Raw genomic sequence first — 16,314 nt, 5'->3', positions numbered from 1 at the left:
ATCGGATGACGACAGTATCCATCGGCCAGCTAAAACTTGAATCAGGTCAACTATTGCGCGAAGTGGAATTGGCGTATGAACGCGTCGGAGAAAGTTCTGCGCCGGCGATTCTGGTTTGCCACGCGCTGACGGGCGATCAATATGCAGTGGGAACTGCAGATCAACCGGGCTGGTGGTCAGGGCTGATCGGCCCAGGAAAAGCGGTGGATACCGGGCAGTTCCAAGTCATCACGTTCAATGTACTCGGCGGCTGCAGCGGTTCGACCGGCCCGCTTTCGATCAACCCGGAAACCGGTGAACCTTACCGCGCGTCATTTCCTGAACTGACCATCCGGGATATGGTGAGAGCGGAGCGGAAAGCTCTGGAGCTGCTAGGCATCAACCATTTGGCAGCGGTGATCGGCGGTTCTCTCGGCGGTATGAAAACCTTGGAATGGGCAAGCCTGTACCCTGAGTTTCTGGATACGGCGATTACACTCGCCGTAACGCCATATTACGGAGATTATGGTGTGGCGTTCAATCATATCGGGATCCAGGCGATCGAAAACGATCCCGAGTTCCAGTCAGGTGATTATCATCCGGAAACGAGGCTGAAAGGATTTGAAATCGCCCGCATGGCCGGCATGGTGACGTACCGGAGCAGCCAGTTATTCAATGGCCGCTTCGGCCGTGCACGCTGCGGAGAAGAATTTGAAGTTCAATCCTATTTGGATTACCAGGGGCGCAAATTGGCAGGGCGCTTTGACCCGAATAGCTATCTCGTTTTGCTGAAAGCCATGAATACACACGATGTGGAAGAAGTGGAATTAGCCGCCGAACTGCTATCGATCTCCTATAGCCACGATTTATTGTATCCGGGAGAATTGATGATTCCTTGGGTCGAAAATCAGCCCAATGCGAAATGGGAGAAAATTGAAACAGATTTTGGCCATGACGGCTTCTTGGTAGAATTCGAAAAATGGGCACATCACGTACAGGCTCAATTGCAGAAAACGGTGAATGCCAAAAGCCATGTATTAGCATAAATCCGTTCATCAAAAAAAGATCGAAGCCTATGCGGCTCCGATCTTTTTTTGCGTTTCGTCAATCCTCGTCTTTAATATCGATATCATCGGGGATCGGCGTAGCGCGCCACTCTTCCAGCTCCAGTTTGGCAACTTCCAGCTGTTTGAAATGGCTTTCGAATTGGGAGGTGTTGATCAAGTATTGTTCTCCGTCATGGACTGCGCGAATCCGGCCTTCAAGTACGTAACGGTTGACTTGCTCTTCCGGCATCGACAAAAAAACGGCAGTTTCCGGGACTGTCATATACATGCGATCGCCTCCTCTTTTCTTCTATTATAATGCTATTTGAACCCTATCTCAAACCATCCGTGCCGTGGTATGTTTAAGGATGTGAATAGATTTTCCATAATCTAGTACAAGCATGGCTGTTTTTAACAGTGGTGCTATAAATATATTTCAAACTTTAGAGAGAGAAAGCGGTGGGAAGCTGATGCAAATGAAGGCATACATATGGGTGTTATTCGCGGCGATGCTTTGGGGGACGACAGGAACAGCCCAGACTTTTCTAGTGGGAGAAGCCCATCCGTTGACGATCGGGGCATCCCGTCTCGCAATTGGCGGTTTTGGCCTTCTGGTATTTGTCTGGATTTCAGGAAAGCTGAAAGGCGTAAGGATTCCGTGGCTTTGGGTCGGGCTTTCCGCATTGTGCATGGCCTTGTTCCAACCGTTCTTTTTTTCAGCAGTGCAATTGACAGGAGTGGCAATTGGAACGGTCGTAGCAATCGGCAGTGCGCCAGCTTTTTCAGGCATATTGGAAGCGCTCGTATTGAAGCGCAGACCTGATCGTGTATGGGTATTTTCAAGCATTTTGTCTGTCGTTGGCTGTATGTTGCTTTTTGCGAACCGCGATAGTTATATCGTCGACCCGCTCGGCGTGATGCTCGGGCTGCTGGCAGGTTTGGCATTTGCGGGATATGCCATGTTCAGCAAAAATGTTTTAGGTATGATGGAAGTAGTGCCCGCGGTGGCTGTGATCTTTTCGCTCAGCGGCCTTGGCCTATTGCCCTTCCTGTTTTTCCTGGATACCGGCTATTTAGCGGAACCGCAAAACTTGATGATCGTTGCTTATTTGGGCCTTGTCGCGACAAGCCTTGCTTATTTATTATTCTCGAGCGGATTGAAGAGCATTCCTTCCTCCTCAGCGGTCACCTTATCGCTAGCAGAGCCGCTGACAGCTTCTGTTTTGGGAGTTGCTGTCGTCGGTGAAGCGCTAAACGGGCAGTCTTGGGTCGGGGTGGCATTGTTGATCGGCGGCATTGCGCTGCTGGCATTCGGCAAAAACCGCAAAGCTTAAGAATTTCTTCAGAATTTAAGTGGGCTTCGCTTAAGAATTTCATTCTATACTTAAGCCAGAAATGAAAAGAGGTGGAATGTGTGGAACAGCTGACAGTCATGGTGGCAGATGACGACCAAGAAATACGGGAAGGCATCAGCATCTATTTAAAAAATGAAGGCTTTCTGGTAGTAGGGGCAGCAGATGGGCAGGAAGCGCTCGATTTGCTGGAAACGACGCAAGTGCATCTGGTCATCATGGATATCATGATGCCGAAGCTTGACGGCATCCATTCAACATTCAAGATTCGTGAAAAACGCAATATCCCGATCATCATGCTGAGTGCCAGAAGCGAGGATTCCGATAAGATCCACGGGTTGTCGATCGGTGCGGACGATTATGTGACGAAGCCTTTCCATCCGATGGAATTGATGGCGCGGGTGAAATCACAACTCAGACGTTACGTGATGCTTGGGGATTATGGACAGTCCAGCCATACACTAGAAATCGACGGATTGCGGCTGGATTCAGAGTCGAAAACGGTTGCTGTAGACGGTGCAGAGATCCGCATGACCCCGACGGAATTCAATATAACTGAGTTGTTGATGCAGCATCCTGGTCGTGTCTTTTCCATCGGTGAGATCTACGAGCGGGTCTGGCGGGAGCCGGCATATAATGCAGAAAACATTGTCGCTGTACATATCCGTAAAATCCGGGAAAAGATCGAAGCGGATCCGAAAAATCCGAGATATGTGAAGGTGGTGTGGGGCATTGGCTACAAAATGGAAAAATGATCTTTGGTCGGTCGCTGCGATTGCGGTTGCTGCGATATGCCTTGTCTACTGTTCTTCTTTTATTTTAGATTTTGTCATTAAGTCGCCGGAAGATTTGCTTGCCACACTCCGCCATTTAACAAAAGGAGACCTATAATTATGAAGAAATGGATGTGGCTTGCAGGCCTTTCCTTATTGCTCTTATGCGTATGGACCGTCATGGAAAAAGGATCGGGTTATTTCGGCAAGGCTTATACGGACACAGAAGATTTTCGTTATGATTTTGCCAGGTTTACGGACGGGCTGCTGCTGTTCGAATTGGCCCCGCCAACATCCACTGTCGATCAATCGGTTGCTTCCTGGGAACTCGACCAATACCGCATGGATCATATTTCCCTCACTGACCAGATTCAGATGGTCCGGGATCAATATGCGGATGCGATTTCAGCGGCAGAAGAAGAGGGCGACAGCTCTTTAGTGGAAGAATTGGAAGAGCAGCGCGGAGAGGAAATTTCGGCTGTGCGTGAAAATTTTTCCGACGACGAAGCAGCGAAAAAAGCGATTATCGAGCAACGCGAAGCGGATTATGAAGAATCGCTCCGGCAATTGGCAGAACAGCAAGGGCAATTTGAAGCCCAAGCTTCGGGTTATGCCTATCAATTAAAGGATTTAGACAGCGGCGAAGTATTCACCAAAGGAACAATCACCGATGAGCCCTTTTTTGAACAACTGTATTCTGCGCAAGAGCCGCTTTATTTCAGCAATGGCTATTGGAGTTTCGACTTTCCATATGATGATGCCAACAGCACGCTGGCCGATAACCGCTTTTCAGGGGTCATCCAAATACCCGAAAAGGGGCTGGCAGGAGCTGCGGTGCAAAGTGGAATGAACCAATTCCAACTGCTTAAGTTCTTCCTTTATTTTGTGATGGCAGCAGTAGCAGCCAGTGCATGGTGGCTAGTCAAAAAGCGGCCGGTCCGGACAGCGTGGTATACCGGATTAACCAGCTACCACAAATGGCAGAAACTTGCGATCGAGTGGAAGCTTAGCGGGTTCATCGTATCGGCTATGCTCGCCTTGGCCGCTGCGAACCATTTCGCAGCAGTGTTGACAAGGCCGTGGCAAGGCGGGGGTAGCTCTTTCCTGGAAGTCTTCATCGCACTGGCACTCGCAGTTCTGTTCTGGTCGCTGACTATATTGCAGGCAATTTGGCTACGGCAGCATTTCGGAAAATGGAGTTTCTTTAAAGAAGAGATTCAACAAAGTTTCACCGCCTCCCAGGTTTATTCGGCGAAAGATGCGTTTCTCAACCGCACAATCGGCTTCCAGATGGCCTGGGTGCTAGCAATAGTGTTTTTATGGGGCGCCGGAACAGCATTCATGATATTACAACCGGTCGTAGTCATTGTTTGGCTGCCGGCTACATTATTGATCGGGCTGCCGTTGCTGCTGTTTTTGATGACGCGCTTTGGTTATTTGAACCGGCTGCTCAAAGGGACTGAACAGCTGGCTGCGGGAAGCTTGGGAGCGGAGTTGAAAGTGAAAGGCAAGTCGCCGCTTAGCCGCCACGCCCAACATTTGAATGTTTTGCGGGAAGGGTACAGGGCATCGGTGTCTGAACGTGCAAAAAGCGAGCGCCTGAAAACCGAGCTGATCACCAATGTCAGCCATGACCTCCGCACGCCGCTCACTTCGATTATCACCTATACGGATCTATTGAAAAATGAAGATCTAGGAAATGAAGAACGGCGGAAATACGTCGACATACTCGACCGGAAATCAGAGCGCTTGAAAGTGCTCATTGAAGATTTATTTGAAGTTTCAAAAATGGCTAGCGGAAACGCAGAACTCTCAAAGCAGCGCTTAGATATGAAACAACTGGTCACACAAGCCTTGGCAGAACATGAAGAAGCAGTGCAGGAAGCGGAACTCGACGTCCGTATCGCGGCCCCGGGCCATCCGGTATATGCTTCGGTCGACGGCCAGAAGTGGTGGCGCCTCCTTGATAATTTGATACTGAACGCAACCAAGTATTCATTGCCGGGAAGCCGTGTCTATATTACGCTGACAGAACAAGCCAGTGAATTGGCCATGACGATGAAAAATGTCACGCGCTACGAATTGGGCGACAATACAGAAGAATTGCTCGAACGCTTCAAGTGAGGGGACGCCTCGCGGCAAACCAAAGGCTCAGGGCTCGGGCTTGCTATTGCCCAGTCCATCGTGGATCTTCACGGCGGGCAGATGAAACTGGAAGTGGATGGTGATCTGTTCAAAGTGACCTTCCTGTTGCCGAATCATCAATAGATGAACGAATACTAGTAACCGCCGGTGGGATTCCTGCCGGCGGTTTTTTGCCGTGTTCGGAAAAAGCGCGATGCACTTTAAAAATTAAGTTGGCATTAGGGCTGGAATGCCGCCAGATTGCGTTTAGGAAAAAATATAAGGGGGGATACTAAAAATGAACCATTAAATTGTAAAGGAGATGACACATTTGAATGATGTAACCAATTCATTCCAGAATGTCGGGAACACGATCATCAATTACATCCCGAACATTCTCGGCGCCCTATTATTGCTTGTCGTTGCGTGGCTCGTCGCTACCATCGTTAAAGCGATCTTCTCGAAAGGGCTGAAAAAAATCGGTGCTGACAACGCCATGGTCAAAGGCCATATGGCTAAAACGAAGGAAGACGCGGATGACAAACTGGACTCTATCGGAAAAATTCTTTATTATTTGATTTTCATCCTGTTTATTCCAAGTGTATTGCAAGCGCTCGATATGCATAATGTCGCCCAGCCGATCTCGAACATGATGGACAAGTTCCTGGCCTTCCTGCCGAACCTGTTCATGGCGCTCTTGATCTTGGTGATTGGCTACTTTATCGCGAAGTTCGTCAAGAAATTGGTAGAGAGTTTATTGGCCACGATGAACATCGACAAGTGGTTCAATAAAATGACCAATAAATCCGGCACGAACGAGCGAGTGGCTCCAAGCGACCAAAACACGCTCGCTAAAGTTTTGGCGAATGTAGTCTTTGTGATCGTGCTCATCCCGATCGTAACGGTAGCGCTTGAAACCTTGAACATCGAATCGATTTCACAACCGATCGTATCGATGCTCAACCAGGTGCTGGGCATGATCCCGAATATCTTTGTCGGCATCATCCTTATCCTTGCGGGTGTCTTCATCGCGAAATTCGTCGCAGACTTATTGATTGGCCTATTGAACGGCACAGGGATCAACCGCTTCTCTTCATATCTGAGTCCTGACAAAAACAAAGAGCCGTCATTCGACATTGCCCAGATCATCGGCAAAGTCGTGCAGGCGATTATCATCATCTTCTTCGTGGTTGAAGCCATGAATGTCTTGCAGCTGGATGTGTTGAATTCAATTGGTAATGCAATCATCGCGTACTTGCCGCTATTGATCAGCTCATTGATCATCCTTGGGCTTGGGCTCATTGGAGGCAGCATGCTCGGGAATTACATTACGCGCGCTTCGGGCAATAGATTGTTCGGGGGTATCGTAAAATACGCAATATTCATCATTGCGATTTTCATGACACTTGACCAGTTGAACTTTGCTTCAAACATTGTCAACTTGGCCTTCCTGTTCATCATTGCCGGCCTTGCCGTGGCATTCGCCATCGCATTCGGAATTGGCGGCCGCGACTTTGCGAAAAACCAATTGGCTAAAATGGAAAAGAAAATGAAAGAAGAAGACAATAAACCAAATATGTAAGCGAAACTCTGCTGCGCCTGGCTCATGCCAAGGCGCAGTTTTTTTATGCATTCCTGGTATAGGGGGCAGAAGATACGTTTGATGAAAATGAATAATTACACATCGAAATGCATACACTTTGTCAGAAAAACCCTTTTTTATTTTGAATCAATTGTATATTTATATAGAGAAAAATTTGGTTGGGTTAAAAATAAAATGCTTTATGTAAAAGCAATAAAGGGCTAAATAGCATATTTATGAGAACCGATAAGCAGAAAACTAGTCAAAAAGGTTATTAATATAATTGTTTAAATTTTATAAAAATTCAGTTGACTATCATTTATGCAAGCGGTTACAATCAAGGGAGTTATTACGATAATAATTTTTGAAGGGGGATCGCATGCATAAAATCTGAGCGAACGCTCAGTCTGGGATGTATGGAGAGAGAAATCACACAAATTGGAGGGGAAAAATCATGAAAGCTTACAAAAAAGAAGTCCAATTTACGATTTGGATGACGGCAGCATTTATTCTGGTGGGGAATGTCGGTCTGATCTTTTCAATTTTTCCGGTAGACGCCATGCTATTCGGCTTTCCAGTCATGTACATCGTCCCTATCTTGATGGGCTGGTTCGGCGTTTTCTTGCTGACGCTTGTTGCAGGGAAAATCGGCAACCGGATTGATGATGAGATCGAAAGAGAAAATGACACGCTCGGCAATGCCGACGAAGCAAAGGAAGTGTAAGCGATGGAGCAGAACTGGCAACTGGACAATCCAATACTTGGACTTGTGGTCGTAGGCGCGACATTCGTCTTATTTTACATCGTCGGCTTCATTTCGAATCGCCAAAGCAAGTCAGCTAAAGAATTGTATGTGGGTGGATCGAATGTCGGGGCGATCACGAATGGCTTGGCGATGGCCGCTACATATATGAGTTTGGCAACATTTTTAGGTATTACCGCTCTTATTTTACAATTACAGGTTCCTTTTATTATGTTATGGATTCAATTGATCTTGGCGATTCCGTTGATCACGATCATTTACGGAACGAGTTTGCGCCGCATGGGTGCGTTCTCGCCGACTCATTTCATCCGTGACCGCTACGGTACAACGGCGTCTATCATCGCCGCCTTGTTCATGATCCTGGTTTCGATCATGTATGCGCTCGGCCAGATGATCGGCATCGCGATTACGTTTGAGACATTGCTCGGCATTCCATATATTACTGGGCTGTTCATCTTCGGTATCTTGATCGTCGGCTACATCACGATCGGGGGGATGGCAGGGGCAACGAATAACGCCGCCATTCAGATGGTCATCATCGCTTTGATGTTCATCGTGCCGCTTGCAGCGATCATGAAAGCGATCGGTGCTTCAGGCTGGTATTTCCCGCCATTGTTGTATTCGGACATGGTTCCGGCGATGATGGACGCATTGCCATCGTTCTTTGATTACCAATTCTCGCCGAAATGGTATTTCTCCATCATCCCAGCACTGACGATCGGGGCACTCGGCTTGCCTCACTTGGCGATGCGCGTCTACACAGCTTCTTCATTGAAGAGTGCGCGCTCTGCGATGGTCTGGTTTGCGTTCATTCTTGGGCTGGTTTTCTCCGCGACGTATGCGATGGGCTTTGTCGGCGTCTTTGCGACAACTACGCAAGGCGTGACGATTTCCGATGCAGATGCAGATAAGCTAACGATTATTTTGAATATGGTCTATAACCCGGAATGGGTGACAGCGCTTGTCATTGCCGGTGCAATTTCTGCCGGCCTCTCGACATTGAGCGGGAACTTGCTGGCGATCGGCGCATTGATTTCACAGGACATCATCTCTACATTGAAACCGAATATCTCGCAGCGCTTGAACTTGCGCATCGGGTTTATCGCGATTTTTGCAGGAGGCATTGCGAGTATCCTGCTTGCGATTAACCCGCCCGCTTTCCTTGTCGTCAGTATCCTGTGGGCGTTCGGGTTGGCTGGTGTCACCAATGCGCCGCTGATCATTGTCGGCGTCTGGTGGAAAGAAGCGAATAAATTCGGTGCGATTGCAGCGTCTGTCGTCGGCGGTGCCATCTATATCATCGTCTCGCCATTCGTTTTCCCGAGCATCGTATTGACAGGGCACGGGGTGACCGATGGGATGGGGCTGTCCGGTGCAATGCTTGCGGTGCCGATCAGCTTTATCTTATTGATCGTGGTTTCTTATATCACCAATCGTATTCCTGGGCTTTCCGGAAAATTGACGAAACAAGCCGATATCGAATTGATCGAGCGTATCCATGGCTGGAAAGATATCAAGGCTTACCGTTATAACAGCACGATCGGCGCAGGCATCACTGTCGTCGTCTCTGCAGCAGTCGCAATCTGGGCGCTAATGCCTTGGGGAATGTAAATGGCAAAGGGAGTGGCAAAGTTGGTTGGAAAAATGATAAGCCTGGATGATCCATCTTACCGGTCATTCCTGGAATTACCAAAAACCGAAACGGTGAGCCGGATTTTGCTGCTCATCGTGGGAATAGGCTACGGCGCGATTTCAATCGCGTCGCAAGCCTCGTACATAAGCAGTTTTGATTCCGCTTTATTGCAGAATTTTCTTGTCCCCGGTATCTTCATCATTTTTGGGATCTTGACGGCGTTTATCACGAAAGTCGGCATGGCAGCGCTGTTATGGGCGGGTTCCAAAGCATTAGGCGGAACTGCGAAATACCGCGCCATCAGCTTGGTGACTCCGGTTGCGCTACTACCAGGCTTGCTCGGCGCACCACATTTAGCCGGTCTTGGCGACGGTTCGTTAGGGGTAAATCTCTTGCTGCTCATCGGTGTGGTGTGGATGTATCTGGTCAGCGGGAAGATCATCCAAACTGTACAAGGATTTACGGCAACAAAAGCGTATTTGTCCGCCGGGATGGCGTTCCTGTTTTTGGCAAGCGTCTATTACTTGGTGATTCCTGCGAGTTGAATAGGAAAAGGAGGAAATTAGATGAATGTTGAACAATTGATTGCACCTGAACAGTACAATATTACTTCCGAATTGGAAGCATATAAAAATGATGCCGAGCGGATTGCGGTGCGCTGGTTTGATGCGGACAATAACCGCACGGAACTTTCTTATCAAGATCTTTTTTCCAAAATGAACCAGTATGCACAAGCTTTCATGAAACTAGGCCTCAATAAGGGAGATCGTGTCCTGATCATCCTGCCGCGGATTCCGGAAGCGTATATTACGTATTTGGCATGCTTGCGTGCGGGGCTTGTCGCGATTCCATGTTCTGAAATGCTGCGCAAAAAAGATTTGGGCTATCGCATGGAGCATTCCGGCGCAAAAGCGATCATCGCACATTACAAAACGACAGCTGAAACGAACTCCATTGAAGAGAACTATGATGCGTTGGACAATAAATTGATTGTCGGCGGAACGGAACAAGGATGGCAATCGCTGGAACAATTGGCTGCTGTAGAATCGGAGCAATTTGAAGCGGTCGACACGAACCGGGAAGATATGGCGTTTCTATCCTATACATCCGGTACGACCGGTAATCCAAAAGGGGTCGTGCATGTCCATGGATGGGGCTACGCTCATGTCCGGACGGCGGCGACGGAATGGCTTGGCGTGCAAAGCGGCGACATCGTTTGGGCAACCGCAGCTCCAGGCTGGCAAAAATGGATATGGAGCCCGTTCCTTTCTACGATCACTCTCGGGGCGACGGCGCTCGTCTATAACGGCGCTTTCGACGCACTGAAATATTTGGATATCCTGAAAGAAGAAAAAGTCAATGTGCTGTGCTGCACGCCGACTGAATATCGCATCATGGCAAAAGTCGAAAACTTAAACGATTATAAATTGCCTCACCTGCGCAGTGCTGTTTCTGCCGGTGAGCCGCTCAACCGCCAAGTGATCGATGCTTTCCAGGAAGCGTTCCAATTGAATGTGCGCGATGGCTACGGGCAGACAGAAAATACATTGCTTGTGTGCATCCTGCAAGATATGGACATGAAACCCGGTTCCATGGGCAAACCGACGCCAGGCAATCCGGTTGATATTATCAATGAAGGCGGACAGCCCGCGGCACCGGGGGAAGTTGGCGATATTGCCGTTCACAAAAGCTGTCCGGCGCTGTTCCGTGAATATTACCGGGACCCGGAACGGACGAAAGCCTCGTTCCGCGGCGATTGGTACTTGACGGGCGATCAGGCTTCACGCGATGAAGACGGCTATTTCTGGTTTGAAGGCCGCAGCGACGATATTATCATTTCTTCGGGCTATACGATCGGACCGTTTGAAGTGGAAGACGCGCTCATGAAGCATCCTGCTGTACAGGAATGCGCAGTCGTGGCAGCGCCGGATGAAATTCGCGGCAATATTGTCAAAGCGTTTGTCGTGTTGAGAGACGGAGGCAAACAGGATGAAGCGATGATCAAGGAATTGCAGGATCATGTCAAAGGAATTACTGCACCTTATAAATATCCGCGTGTCATCGAATTTTTGACGGAGCTCCCGAAAACGACATCGGGAAAAATCCGGCGTGTCGAATTGCGTAAAATGAACGCTTAAAAAGAAAGCTGCGCTGAGGTAGTGACCCCTTAAAGTTAGAGTTTAGTTCATGCAGCTAATTGGCTGGCATGTGCTCGGTATTTCACCGGGCTCATGCCGGCCAATTTTTGTTTAATGCGTTCATTGTTGTAGTAATCGATATAGTGTTCAATCCGCTGTTTTAACTCTTCATACGAAACCAACGTTTCTCCGTAATACATCTCTTGCTTTAGGAGACCAAAGAAATTTTCCATGGCCGCATTGTCGGCACAGGTCCCTTTTCGGGACATGCTCTGGAAGATGCGTTGTTTTTTCAACGCTTTCACCCAGGCAACGTGCTGGTAATGCCACCCTTGATCGGAATGGAGGGTGGTCCGGTAAACCGCTTGTTCCTGAATCACTGGCAGGGCTTGGTTAAGTGATTCCATCACGAATTCCAGCGTCGGTCGTTTGGCCATACTGAACCCAATGACTTCGCCGTTATAGAGATCCATCACTGGACTTAAATAAAGTTTTTGTTCGCCCGTGCATTTGAACTCGGTGACATCTGTTGTCAGTTTTTGCAGGGCATACGGTGTGGAAAACCTGCGGTTCATCCGGTTTTTAGCGAGGGTTCCGACTTTCCCCTTATACGACTTGTAGCGGGATTTCCGGATGAACTTCACGCAGTTCAATCCCAAGTCTCGCATGAGACGCTGGACTTTCTTATGATTGATGTCGTATCCCTGTGCTCGCAATTCCAAATGAATCCGTCGGTATCCGTAACGGCCTTGGTGCTTCTCGAAGAGCATCCGGATCACTGTTTTCCACTCCCGGTCCGGGTCTTCGCAATCGAATCGCTGGCGATGGTAATGGTAGGTCGCATCTGGAAGATCGACGATGTTTAACACATCCGTTAATCGGAATCCTTCTTCGTGGAGTTCGAACGCCAGCGCTGCTTGTGCTTTTCGAGGAAGGCATCCGGATTCTCCTGGAAAGCTTTTAACTTTTTTAAATACGCCACTTCCAAACGAAGGAGCTCATTCTCCCGTTCCAATTGCGCTTCCCGAGACAGGGGCTTTTCGTTCTTGATCGGTTTTGGTCTTTTTGACATGGAGGGCCGTCCTTTCGCTCGTGCTTCCAGGCCTTTTACCCCTTTCTCCAGAACTCGACGGTTCCAATTCACAATGAGTGAAGGATTGTTCATCTTGAAATGGATCGCTGCGTCTTGGTAAGAAGCACCTGTGTGTTCCATAAAGTGTAATACATCCACTTTGAATTGAACAGAATACACTTGTTTTGTCTGCTTTCTCCGCAAGGCTTTAAGGCCAAACTCCTGATACGCCCGAACCCAGCGCATAATCGGAGAGGGATCTGGCAAGCCGTATTTGTGGGCTAAGCGTCTATACCCCAACTTTCCTTCTGCGTATTCCTTCACTAGCTTCAACTTAAATTCTTCGCTATATTTCGCCATATAAAAACACCCCAAAAGTTAGATTTGAACTCTAACTTTTGGGGTGCACTACCTGAAACAAGCGCGGCTTTTTTGCTGCTGTTTAAGATGAGTGAGTTTCGTCAATATATAGATAGACGGACATGTGGAAACATCGGGCGTCCGGGGATTTAGAGGGGGCCTCCTATGGAACAGTGGATTACATCGATTATGGAGAATTACGGCTATTTCGGGATTTTCTTGCTTATTTTGTTGGAGAATGTGTTTCCGCCGGTGCCGTCAGAAGTGGTTCTGACAGCTGGCGGATTTATGACAACTACCACAAGCCTTACCGTGTGGGGAGTCATCCTATCAGCAACGGCAGGGTCTGTTGCCGGTGCTGTCATGCTCTATGGGCTTGGGCTTCTGTTGGATGTAGAACGGCTGGAACAGATTATCGATAAACATGGCAATTGGCTGCGCCTGAAAAAAGCGGATCTCTACAAAGCAGATCGATGGTTTGACCGCTTCGGGGTGTTTGCGGTATTCATCGGCCGGCTGATTCCGCTTGTCCGCAGCCTCATATCAATTCCAGCAGGCATGTCCAATATGAAGTTCGTTTTATTTTTGGCTTTTACGACAGCCGGCACTTTGATCTGGAATACGGTGCTCGTCTATATCGGGCAGGCGGTCGGGGAGAACCGGAAAGAAATCCTGGAGCAATTGGGCATTTATTCGAATATCGTCTATGCTTTGCTTTTTGCCGGTGCCATTATCGGATTGTGGCTGTTTAAGAAAAAGCGCAGCGCAGGGCGGTAAATATTATGGATAGGAAAGTTAATCAGGAGAAGGGTGGAGGAGTTTCATGAAACCGATTTTATTCATTACACAGCAATTGCCAGAAGAGGCAGTAGCGGATTTGCACGATGTCTATGAAGTGCGCATGTGGCCGGAAGAAGAACGCAATGCGCCTCGTGAAAAATTACTTGAAGAAGCGAAGGAAGCGAAGGCGCTGTGGACGATGCTCGGCGATGAAATCGACCGTGAGCTATTCGAATCGGCGCCGAACTTGAAAATCGTCGTGAATTTGGCGGTCGGTTATAATAATATCGATCTCGATGCAGCGAGAGAACATAAAGTGATCGTCACGAATACACCGGATGTTTTGACTGAAACAACGGCTGACTTAACATTTGCTTTGATGCTGGCCACGGCCCGCCGCTTGATCGAAGCGGAAAAGACAGTGAGAAACGGCGAATGGCAAGCTTGGACGCCGATGGGATTGACCGGCCAGAACGTGCATGGCACCACTGTTGGGATTGTCGGGATGGGACGCATCGGGGAAGCGGTGTGCATGCGTGCGCAAGGCTTCAATATGGAAGTCATCTATCATAACCGGACGCGCAAAAGCCTGGAAGAAGCCCAATATGCGGAGCTTGATGATTTATTGAAACGCTCCGATTTCGTTGTGGTCCTTGCGCCGCTTACCGAACAAACGAAAGGCATGATCGGCGAACGTGAGCTATCCTTGATGAAAGAGACTGCGATTCTCATCAATTGCGGCAGAGGCGGGATTGTCGATGAACAAGCCCTTTATGAAGCATTGAAGAATAAGTCCATTTGGGGAGCGGGGCTCGATGTGTTCGAACAAGAGCCGCTGCCGCTGGACCACCCACTTCAAACGCTCAATAATTTAACGGTTACGCCGCATATCGGGAGCGCAACGGTGCAGACGCGCTATGCGATGATGCAACTGAACAAAGAAGCGCTGCAAGCTTGCGCAAACAGCAAACCGGTCAAGAACCGGGTGTGCTAAGAAAACAGTCCCGTAAATCGGGGCTGTTTTTCTTACGATTAGTCAATAGTTTTTAATCAATTTCAAAGAGGTTTTTCCGTGAGGTCTTATCTTTTAGGAGGCGGAAATTAATCATAACTAAAAATAGGCATGCCAAAAAACCTCCGGCTTTTTCTTTTTTTTAGCAGGGGCAAAATGTGTTAAACTTTAGGTGCCACGGTACAGGGGCTTAGCCTGTAATCGTAGCGTAATTGGTGTGTGACCAAGTGGTGAATCGTTTTGAGCAGCTTGTTCATGCAGGCCACCACGGCAACCTTATGACATTTGTTATAAGGTTGTTTTTTTAATTTCTGATAATAATCCACCAGGTGGTTCTGAGACAGGCGCTTCTGTTTAAGCATGTTCATAATGATAATGTAAAGCAGTTTGCGGAGGTGTTTGTTTCCGCGTTTATTGATGCGGTCCCTTGCGAGAAACTTACCGGATTGGTAACGGCGAATGTCGATGCCGGCAAAGGCATTCAACTGCTTATGATTCTCAAATCGCCCGATATCGCCAATCTCAGCTAGCAAGCGAACGGCGGTATTGTCTCCGATGCCTGGAATACTTAACAGAATGGCATACTCGTCCAACGGAGAAGCAAGCGCGGCCATTTTCTCGATACACGCCTCTTTCAGAAAGACAAGCTCCTGGAACCGCTTAGCGTACAGTCGAACCAGCTCACAAGCAAGGTCATCGACCTTTACCGCAGGGTAGGAACTATTGGCGGCATCCAGCAGTTGGATGGCTTTTTCTTCTGCTTTTTTAGTGGACGTTCGCTTTTCAGTATTGGCGAGAATCCGGTTTCTAAGCAACGTTTTGGAGTTCCCTAACACGAGGTCGGGATGCGGAAACAACTGCACTAACCGAAGAAAGAGGTCCGATTTTGTCGTGAACAAGTCAGTCAGTTCCGGGAAAGTGAGCTGCAGTTCCGTGTGCAGACGTCCCCTGACGACGGCCAGCTCCGCATCCAGATCCGTGTAATGCCGGGATAGTTTCTTGAGTTGCCGGTAGACATCTAATGACGGTGTCTCCAGGCGACGTTCATTTTGGAAGTGGCTGCTTGCGAGCTGATGAGCGTCTGCGCGGTCCGTCTTATGTTTCCGCAACCGGTCATTCTGCAGTTTGGCTTCCAGGGGATTCATCAGATAATACGGATAACTGTTTTCTTGCATGAAGCGTTCGAGTTGGCGTGAATAAACGCCGGTGGATTCAAATACCAGGTGTGGCACCTCATCATAACCTGCGGTTAGGTCGTCAATCAGCAGCTTCAACGCAGCAAAATCTTCGCGCGTGTGCTGGATTTCTTTTTCAGCGATACAGGTTTTCAGCGCGTTATAGACCACAATATAGCTTTTCCCCATACTGACATCAAAAGCGATGACATGTTTCATCTCCCACACTCCTTCATTTTGATTGGAAGCTTCACCGATCCTTACCGATTCCCATTTCTTCTACACGATCTCAATGGATCCCACATACTCAAACCTGATTCAGATAAGGTGGGTGAAGGAGGTCCGTTTTATTTACGGATTCAAGATCCCAAAACTGCCTCGACCTCCGCTTCACCTCTACTATAAAAAAATAGTAGGACAAACCAATGCCTTGGTTCGTCCTACTAATCTTAGTATGTTTTATTTATATTTAGTGCATAGGGATTCGCGAGAAGTTGAATTTTTTAGCACGCTGGGGTAAAATAG

The 16,314-nt window shown here is 48.3% G+C and carries 16 protein-coding genes and 1 pseudogene; 13 read left to right on the top strand and 4 right to left on the bottom strand.

Annotated features, from left to right (window positions below; translation table 11 throughout):
* Window positions 1-5: 5 nt before the first annotated feature.
* Window positions 6-1,025, top strand: coding sequence for a homoserine O-acetyltransferase MetX (gene metX / locus G3255_RS14535; RefSeq protein ID WP_211655124.1), 1,020 nt, complete (start codon window positions 6-8; stop codon window positions 1,023-1,025).
* 58 nt (window positions 1,026-1,083) lie between these two features.
* Here metX and G3255_RS14530 read toward each other — a convergent pair whose 3' ends face one another.
* Window positions 1,084-1,314, bottom strand: a complete 231-nt coding sequence (locus G3255_RS14530; protein WP_211655123.1) for an excisionase family DNA-binding protein — start codon at window positions 1,312-1,314, stop codon at window positions 1,084-1,086.
* Window positions 1,315-1,495: 181 nt separating this feature from the next.
* Here G3255_RS14530 and G3255_RS14525 point away from each other — a divergent pair, with 181 nt between their 5' ends.
* The 10 genes and pseudogenes from G3255_RS14525 to mbcS all read left to right on the top strand — a co-directional run bounded on the left by G3255_RS14525 (window position 1,496) and on the right by mbcS (window position 11,390).
* Complete coding sequence (locus G3255_RS14525) at window positions 1,496-2,359, top strand: DMT family transporter (protein WP_211655122.1); 864 nt, start codon at window positions 1,496-1,498, stop codon at window positions 2,357-2,359.
* 80 nt (window positions 2,360-2,439) lie between these two features.
* Window positions 2,440-3,132 carry a response regulator transcription factor gene (locus G3255_RS14520; RefSeq protein WP_211655121.1) on the top strand — a complete coding sequence of 231 codons (693 nt, stop codon included), beginning with the start codon at window positions 2,440-2,442 and terminating at the stop codon, window positions 3,130-3,132.
* A complete protein-coding gene (locus G3255_RS14515) occupies window positions 3,110-3,268 on the top strand; it encodes a hypothetical protein (RefSeq protein ID WP_157073500.1) in 159 nt (52 codons plus the stop codon). Before G3255_RS14520 ends, G3255_RS14515 begins: the two co-directional genes overlap by 23 nt.
* 2 nt (window positions 3,269-3,270) lie before the next feature.
* Entirely contained in the window at window positions 3,271-5,274 is a 2,004-nt protein-coding gene (locus G3255_RS14510; RefSeq protein ID WP_211655120.1) for a sensor histidine kinase, read from the top strand.
* 18 nt (window positions 5,275-5,292) lie between these two features.
* Window positions 5,293-5,418: pseudogene (locus G3255_RS20420) on the top strand (two-component sensor histidine kinase); the annotation flags it as partial.
* Window positions 5,419-5,605: 187 nt separating this feature from the next.
* Entirely contained in the window at window positions 5,606-6,856 is a 1,251-nt protein-coding gene (locus G3255_RS14505; RefSeq protein WP_211655119.1) for a mechanosensitive ion channel, read from the top strand.
* Between the two features lie 454 nt (window positions 6,857-7,310).
* Window positions 7,311-7,580 (top strand): hypothetical protein, encoded by a 270-nt coding sequence (locus tag G3255_RS14500; RefSeq protein WP_101191442.1) that lies wholly within the window; start codon window positions 7,311-7,313, stop codon window positions 7,578-7,580.
* Between the two features lie 3 nt (window positions 7,581-7,583).
* Window positions 7,584-9,230: a solute symporter family protein gene (locus G3255_RS14495; RefSeq protein WP_211655118.1), complete on the top strand. Its 1,647-nt coding sequence runs from the start codon at window positions 7,584-7,586 to the stop codon at window positions 9,228-9,230.
* Window positions 9,231-9,242: 12 nt separating this feature from the next.
* Window positions 9,243-9,797, top strand: coding sequence for a hypothetical protein (locus G3255_RS14490; protein ID WP_349291466.1), 555 nt, complete (start codon window positions 9,243-9,245; stop codon window positions 9,795-9,797).
* 21 nt (window positions 9,798-9,818) lie between these two features.
* Entirely contained in the window at window positions 9,819-11,390 is a 1,572-nt protein-coding gene (gene mbcS / locus G3255_RS14485) for an acyl-CoA synthetase MbcS (RefSeq protein WP_211655116.1), read from the top strand.
* 47 nt (window positions 11,391-11,437) lie between these two features.
* Here mbcS and G3255_RS14480 read toward each other — a convergent pair whose 3' ends face one another.
* Window positions 11,438-12,301 carry an IS3 family transposase gene (locus G3255_RS14480; RefSeq protein ID WP_211655846.1) on the bottom strand — a complete coding sequence of 288 codons (864 nt, stop codon included), beginning with the start codon at window positions 12,299-12,301 and terminating at the stop codon, window positions 11,438-11,440.
* The gene (locus tag G3255_RS14475; protein ID WP_211655115.1) at window positions 12,265-12,822 is read right to left on the bottom strand and encodes a helix-turn-helix domain-containing protein; all 558 of its coding nucleotides are present in this window, start codon (window positions 12,820-12,822) and stop codon (window positions 12,265-12,267) included. The genes G3255_RS14480 and G3255_RS14475 overlap by 37 nt, the downstream gene beginning before the upstream one ends.
* A gap of 165 nt (window positions 12,823-12,987) precedes the next feature.
* On the opposite strand from G3255_RS14475, the gene G3255_RS14470 reads away from it, so the two are divergent.
* Together G3255_RS14470 and G3255_RS14465 are read left to right on the top strand one after the other, a co-directional pair.
* Window positions 12,988-13,599 carry a DedA family protein gene (locus tag G3255_RS14470; RefSeq protein ID WP_211655114.1) on the top strand — a complete coding sequence of 204 codons (612 nt, stop codon included), beginning with the start codon at window positions 12,988-12,990 and terminating at the stop codon, window positions 13,597-13,599.
* A gap of 46 nt (window positions 13,600-13,645) precedes the next feature.
* Window positions 13,646-14,596, top strand: coding sequence for a 2-hydroxyacid dehydrogenase (locus tag G3255_RS14465; RefSeq protein ID WP_211655113.1), 951 nt, complete (start codon window positions 13,646-13,648; stop codon window positions 14,594-14,596).
* A gap of 179 nt (window positions 14,597-14,775) precedes the next feature.
* Here the strand turns inward: G3255_RS14465 and G3255_RS14460 are convergent, their stop codons facing one another.
* Complete coding sequence (locus G3255_RS14460) at window positions 14,776-16,008, bottom strand: IS110 family RNA-guided transposase (protein WP_211654158.1); 1,233 nt, start codon at window positions 16,006-16,008, stop codon at window positions 14,776-14,778.
* Between the last annotated feature and the right edge of the window lie 306 nt (window positions 16,009-16,314).

It is taken from the genome of Planococcus sp. MSAK28401 (genome assembly GCF_018283455.1).
Lineage (GTDB): Bacteria > Bacillota > Bacilli > Bacillales_A > Planococcaceae > Planococcus > Planococcus alpniumensis.
The sequence above is the reverse complement of the archived record's forward strand: the minus strand, read 5'-3'. Positions and strand labels throughout refer to the sequence as shown.

Coding starts and splice junctions, on each gene's coding strand:
- metX (WP_211655124.1), top strand. CDS start 6: ATGACGACAGTATCCATCGGCCAGCTAAAACTTGAATCAGGTCAACTA.
- G3255_RS14530 (WP_211655123.1), bottom strand. CDS start 1,314: ATGTATATGACAGTCCCGGAAACTGCCGTTTTTTTGTCGATGCCGGAA.
- G3255_RS14525 (WP_211655122.1), top strand. CDS start 1,496: ATGCAAATGAAGGCATACATATGGGTGTTATTCGCGGCGATGCTTTGG.
- G3255_RS14510 (WP_211655120.1), top strand. CDS start 3,271: ATGAAGAAATGGATGTGGCTTGCAGGCCTTTCCTTATTGCTCTTATGC.
- G3255_RS14500 (WP_101191442.1), top strand. CDS start 7,311: ATGAAAGCTTACAAAAAAGAAGTCCAATTTACGATTTGGATGACGGCA.
- G3255_RS14495 (WP_211655118.1), top strand. CDS start 7,584: ATGGAGCAGAACTGGCAACTGGACAATCCAATACTTGGACTTGTGGTC.
- mbcS (WP_211655116.1), top strand. CDS start 9,819: ATGAATGTTGAACAATTGATTGCACCTGAACAGTACAATATTACTTCC.
- G3255_RS14475 (WP_211655115.1), bottom strand. CDS start 12,822: ATGGCGAAATATAGCGAAGAATTTAAGTTGAAGCTAGTGAAGGAATAC.
- G3255_RS14470 (WP_211655114.1), top strand. CDS start 12,988: ATGGAACAGTGGATTACATCGATTATGGAGAATTACGGCTATTTCGGG.
- G3255_RS14465 (WP_211655113.1), top strand. CDS start 13,646: ATGAAACCGATTTTATTCATTACACAGCAATTGCCAGAAGAGGCAGTA.
- G3255_RS14460 (WP_211654158.1), bottom strand. CDS start 16,008: ATGAAACATGTCATCGCTTTTGATGTCAGTATGGGGAAAAGCTATATT.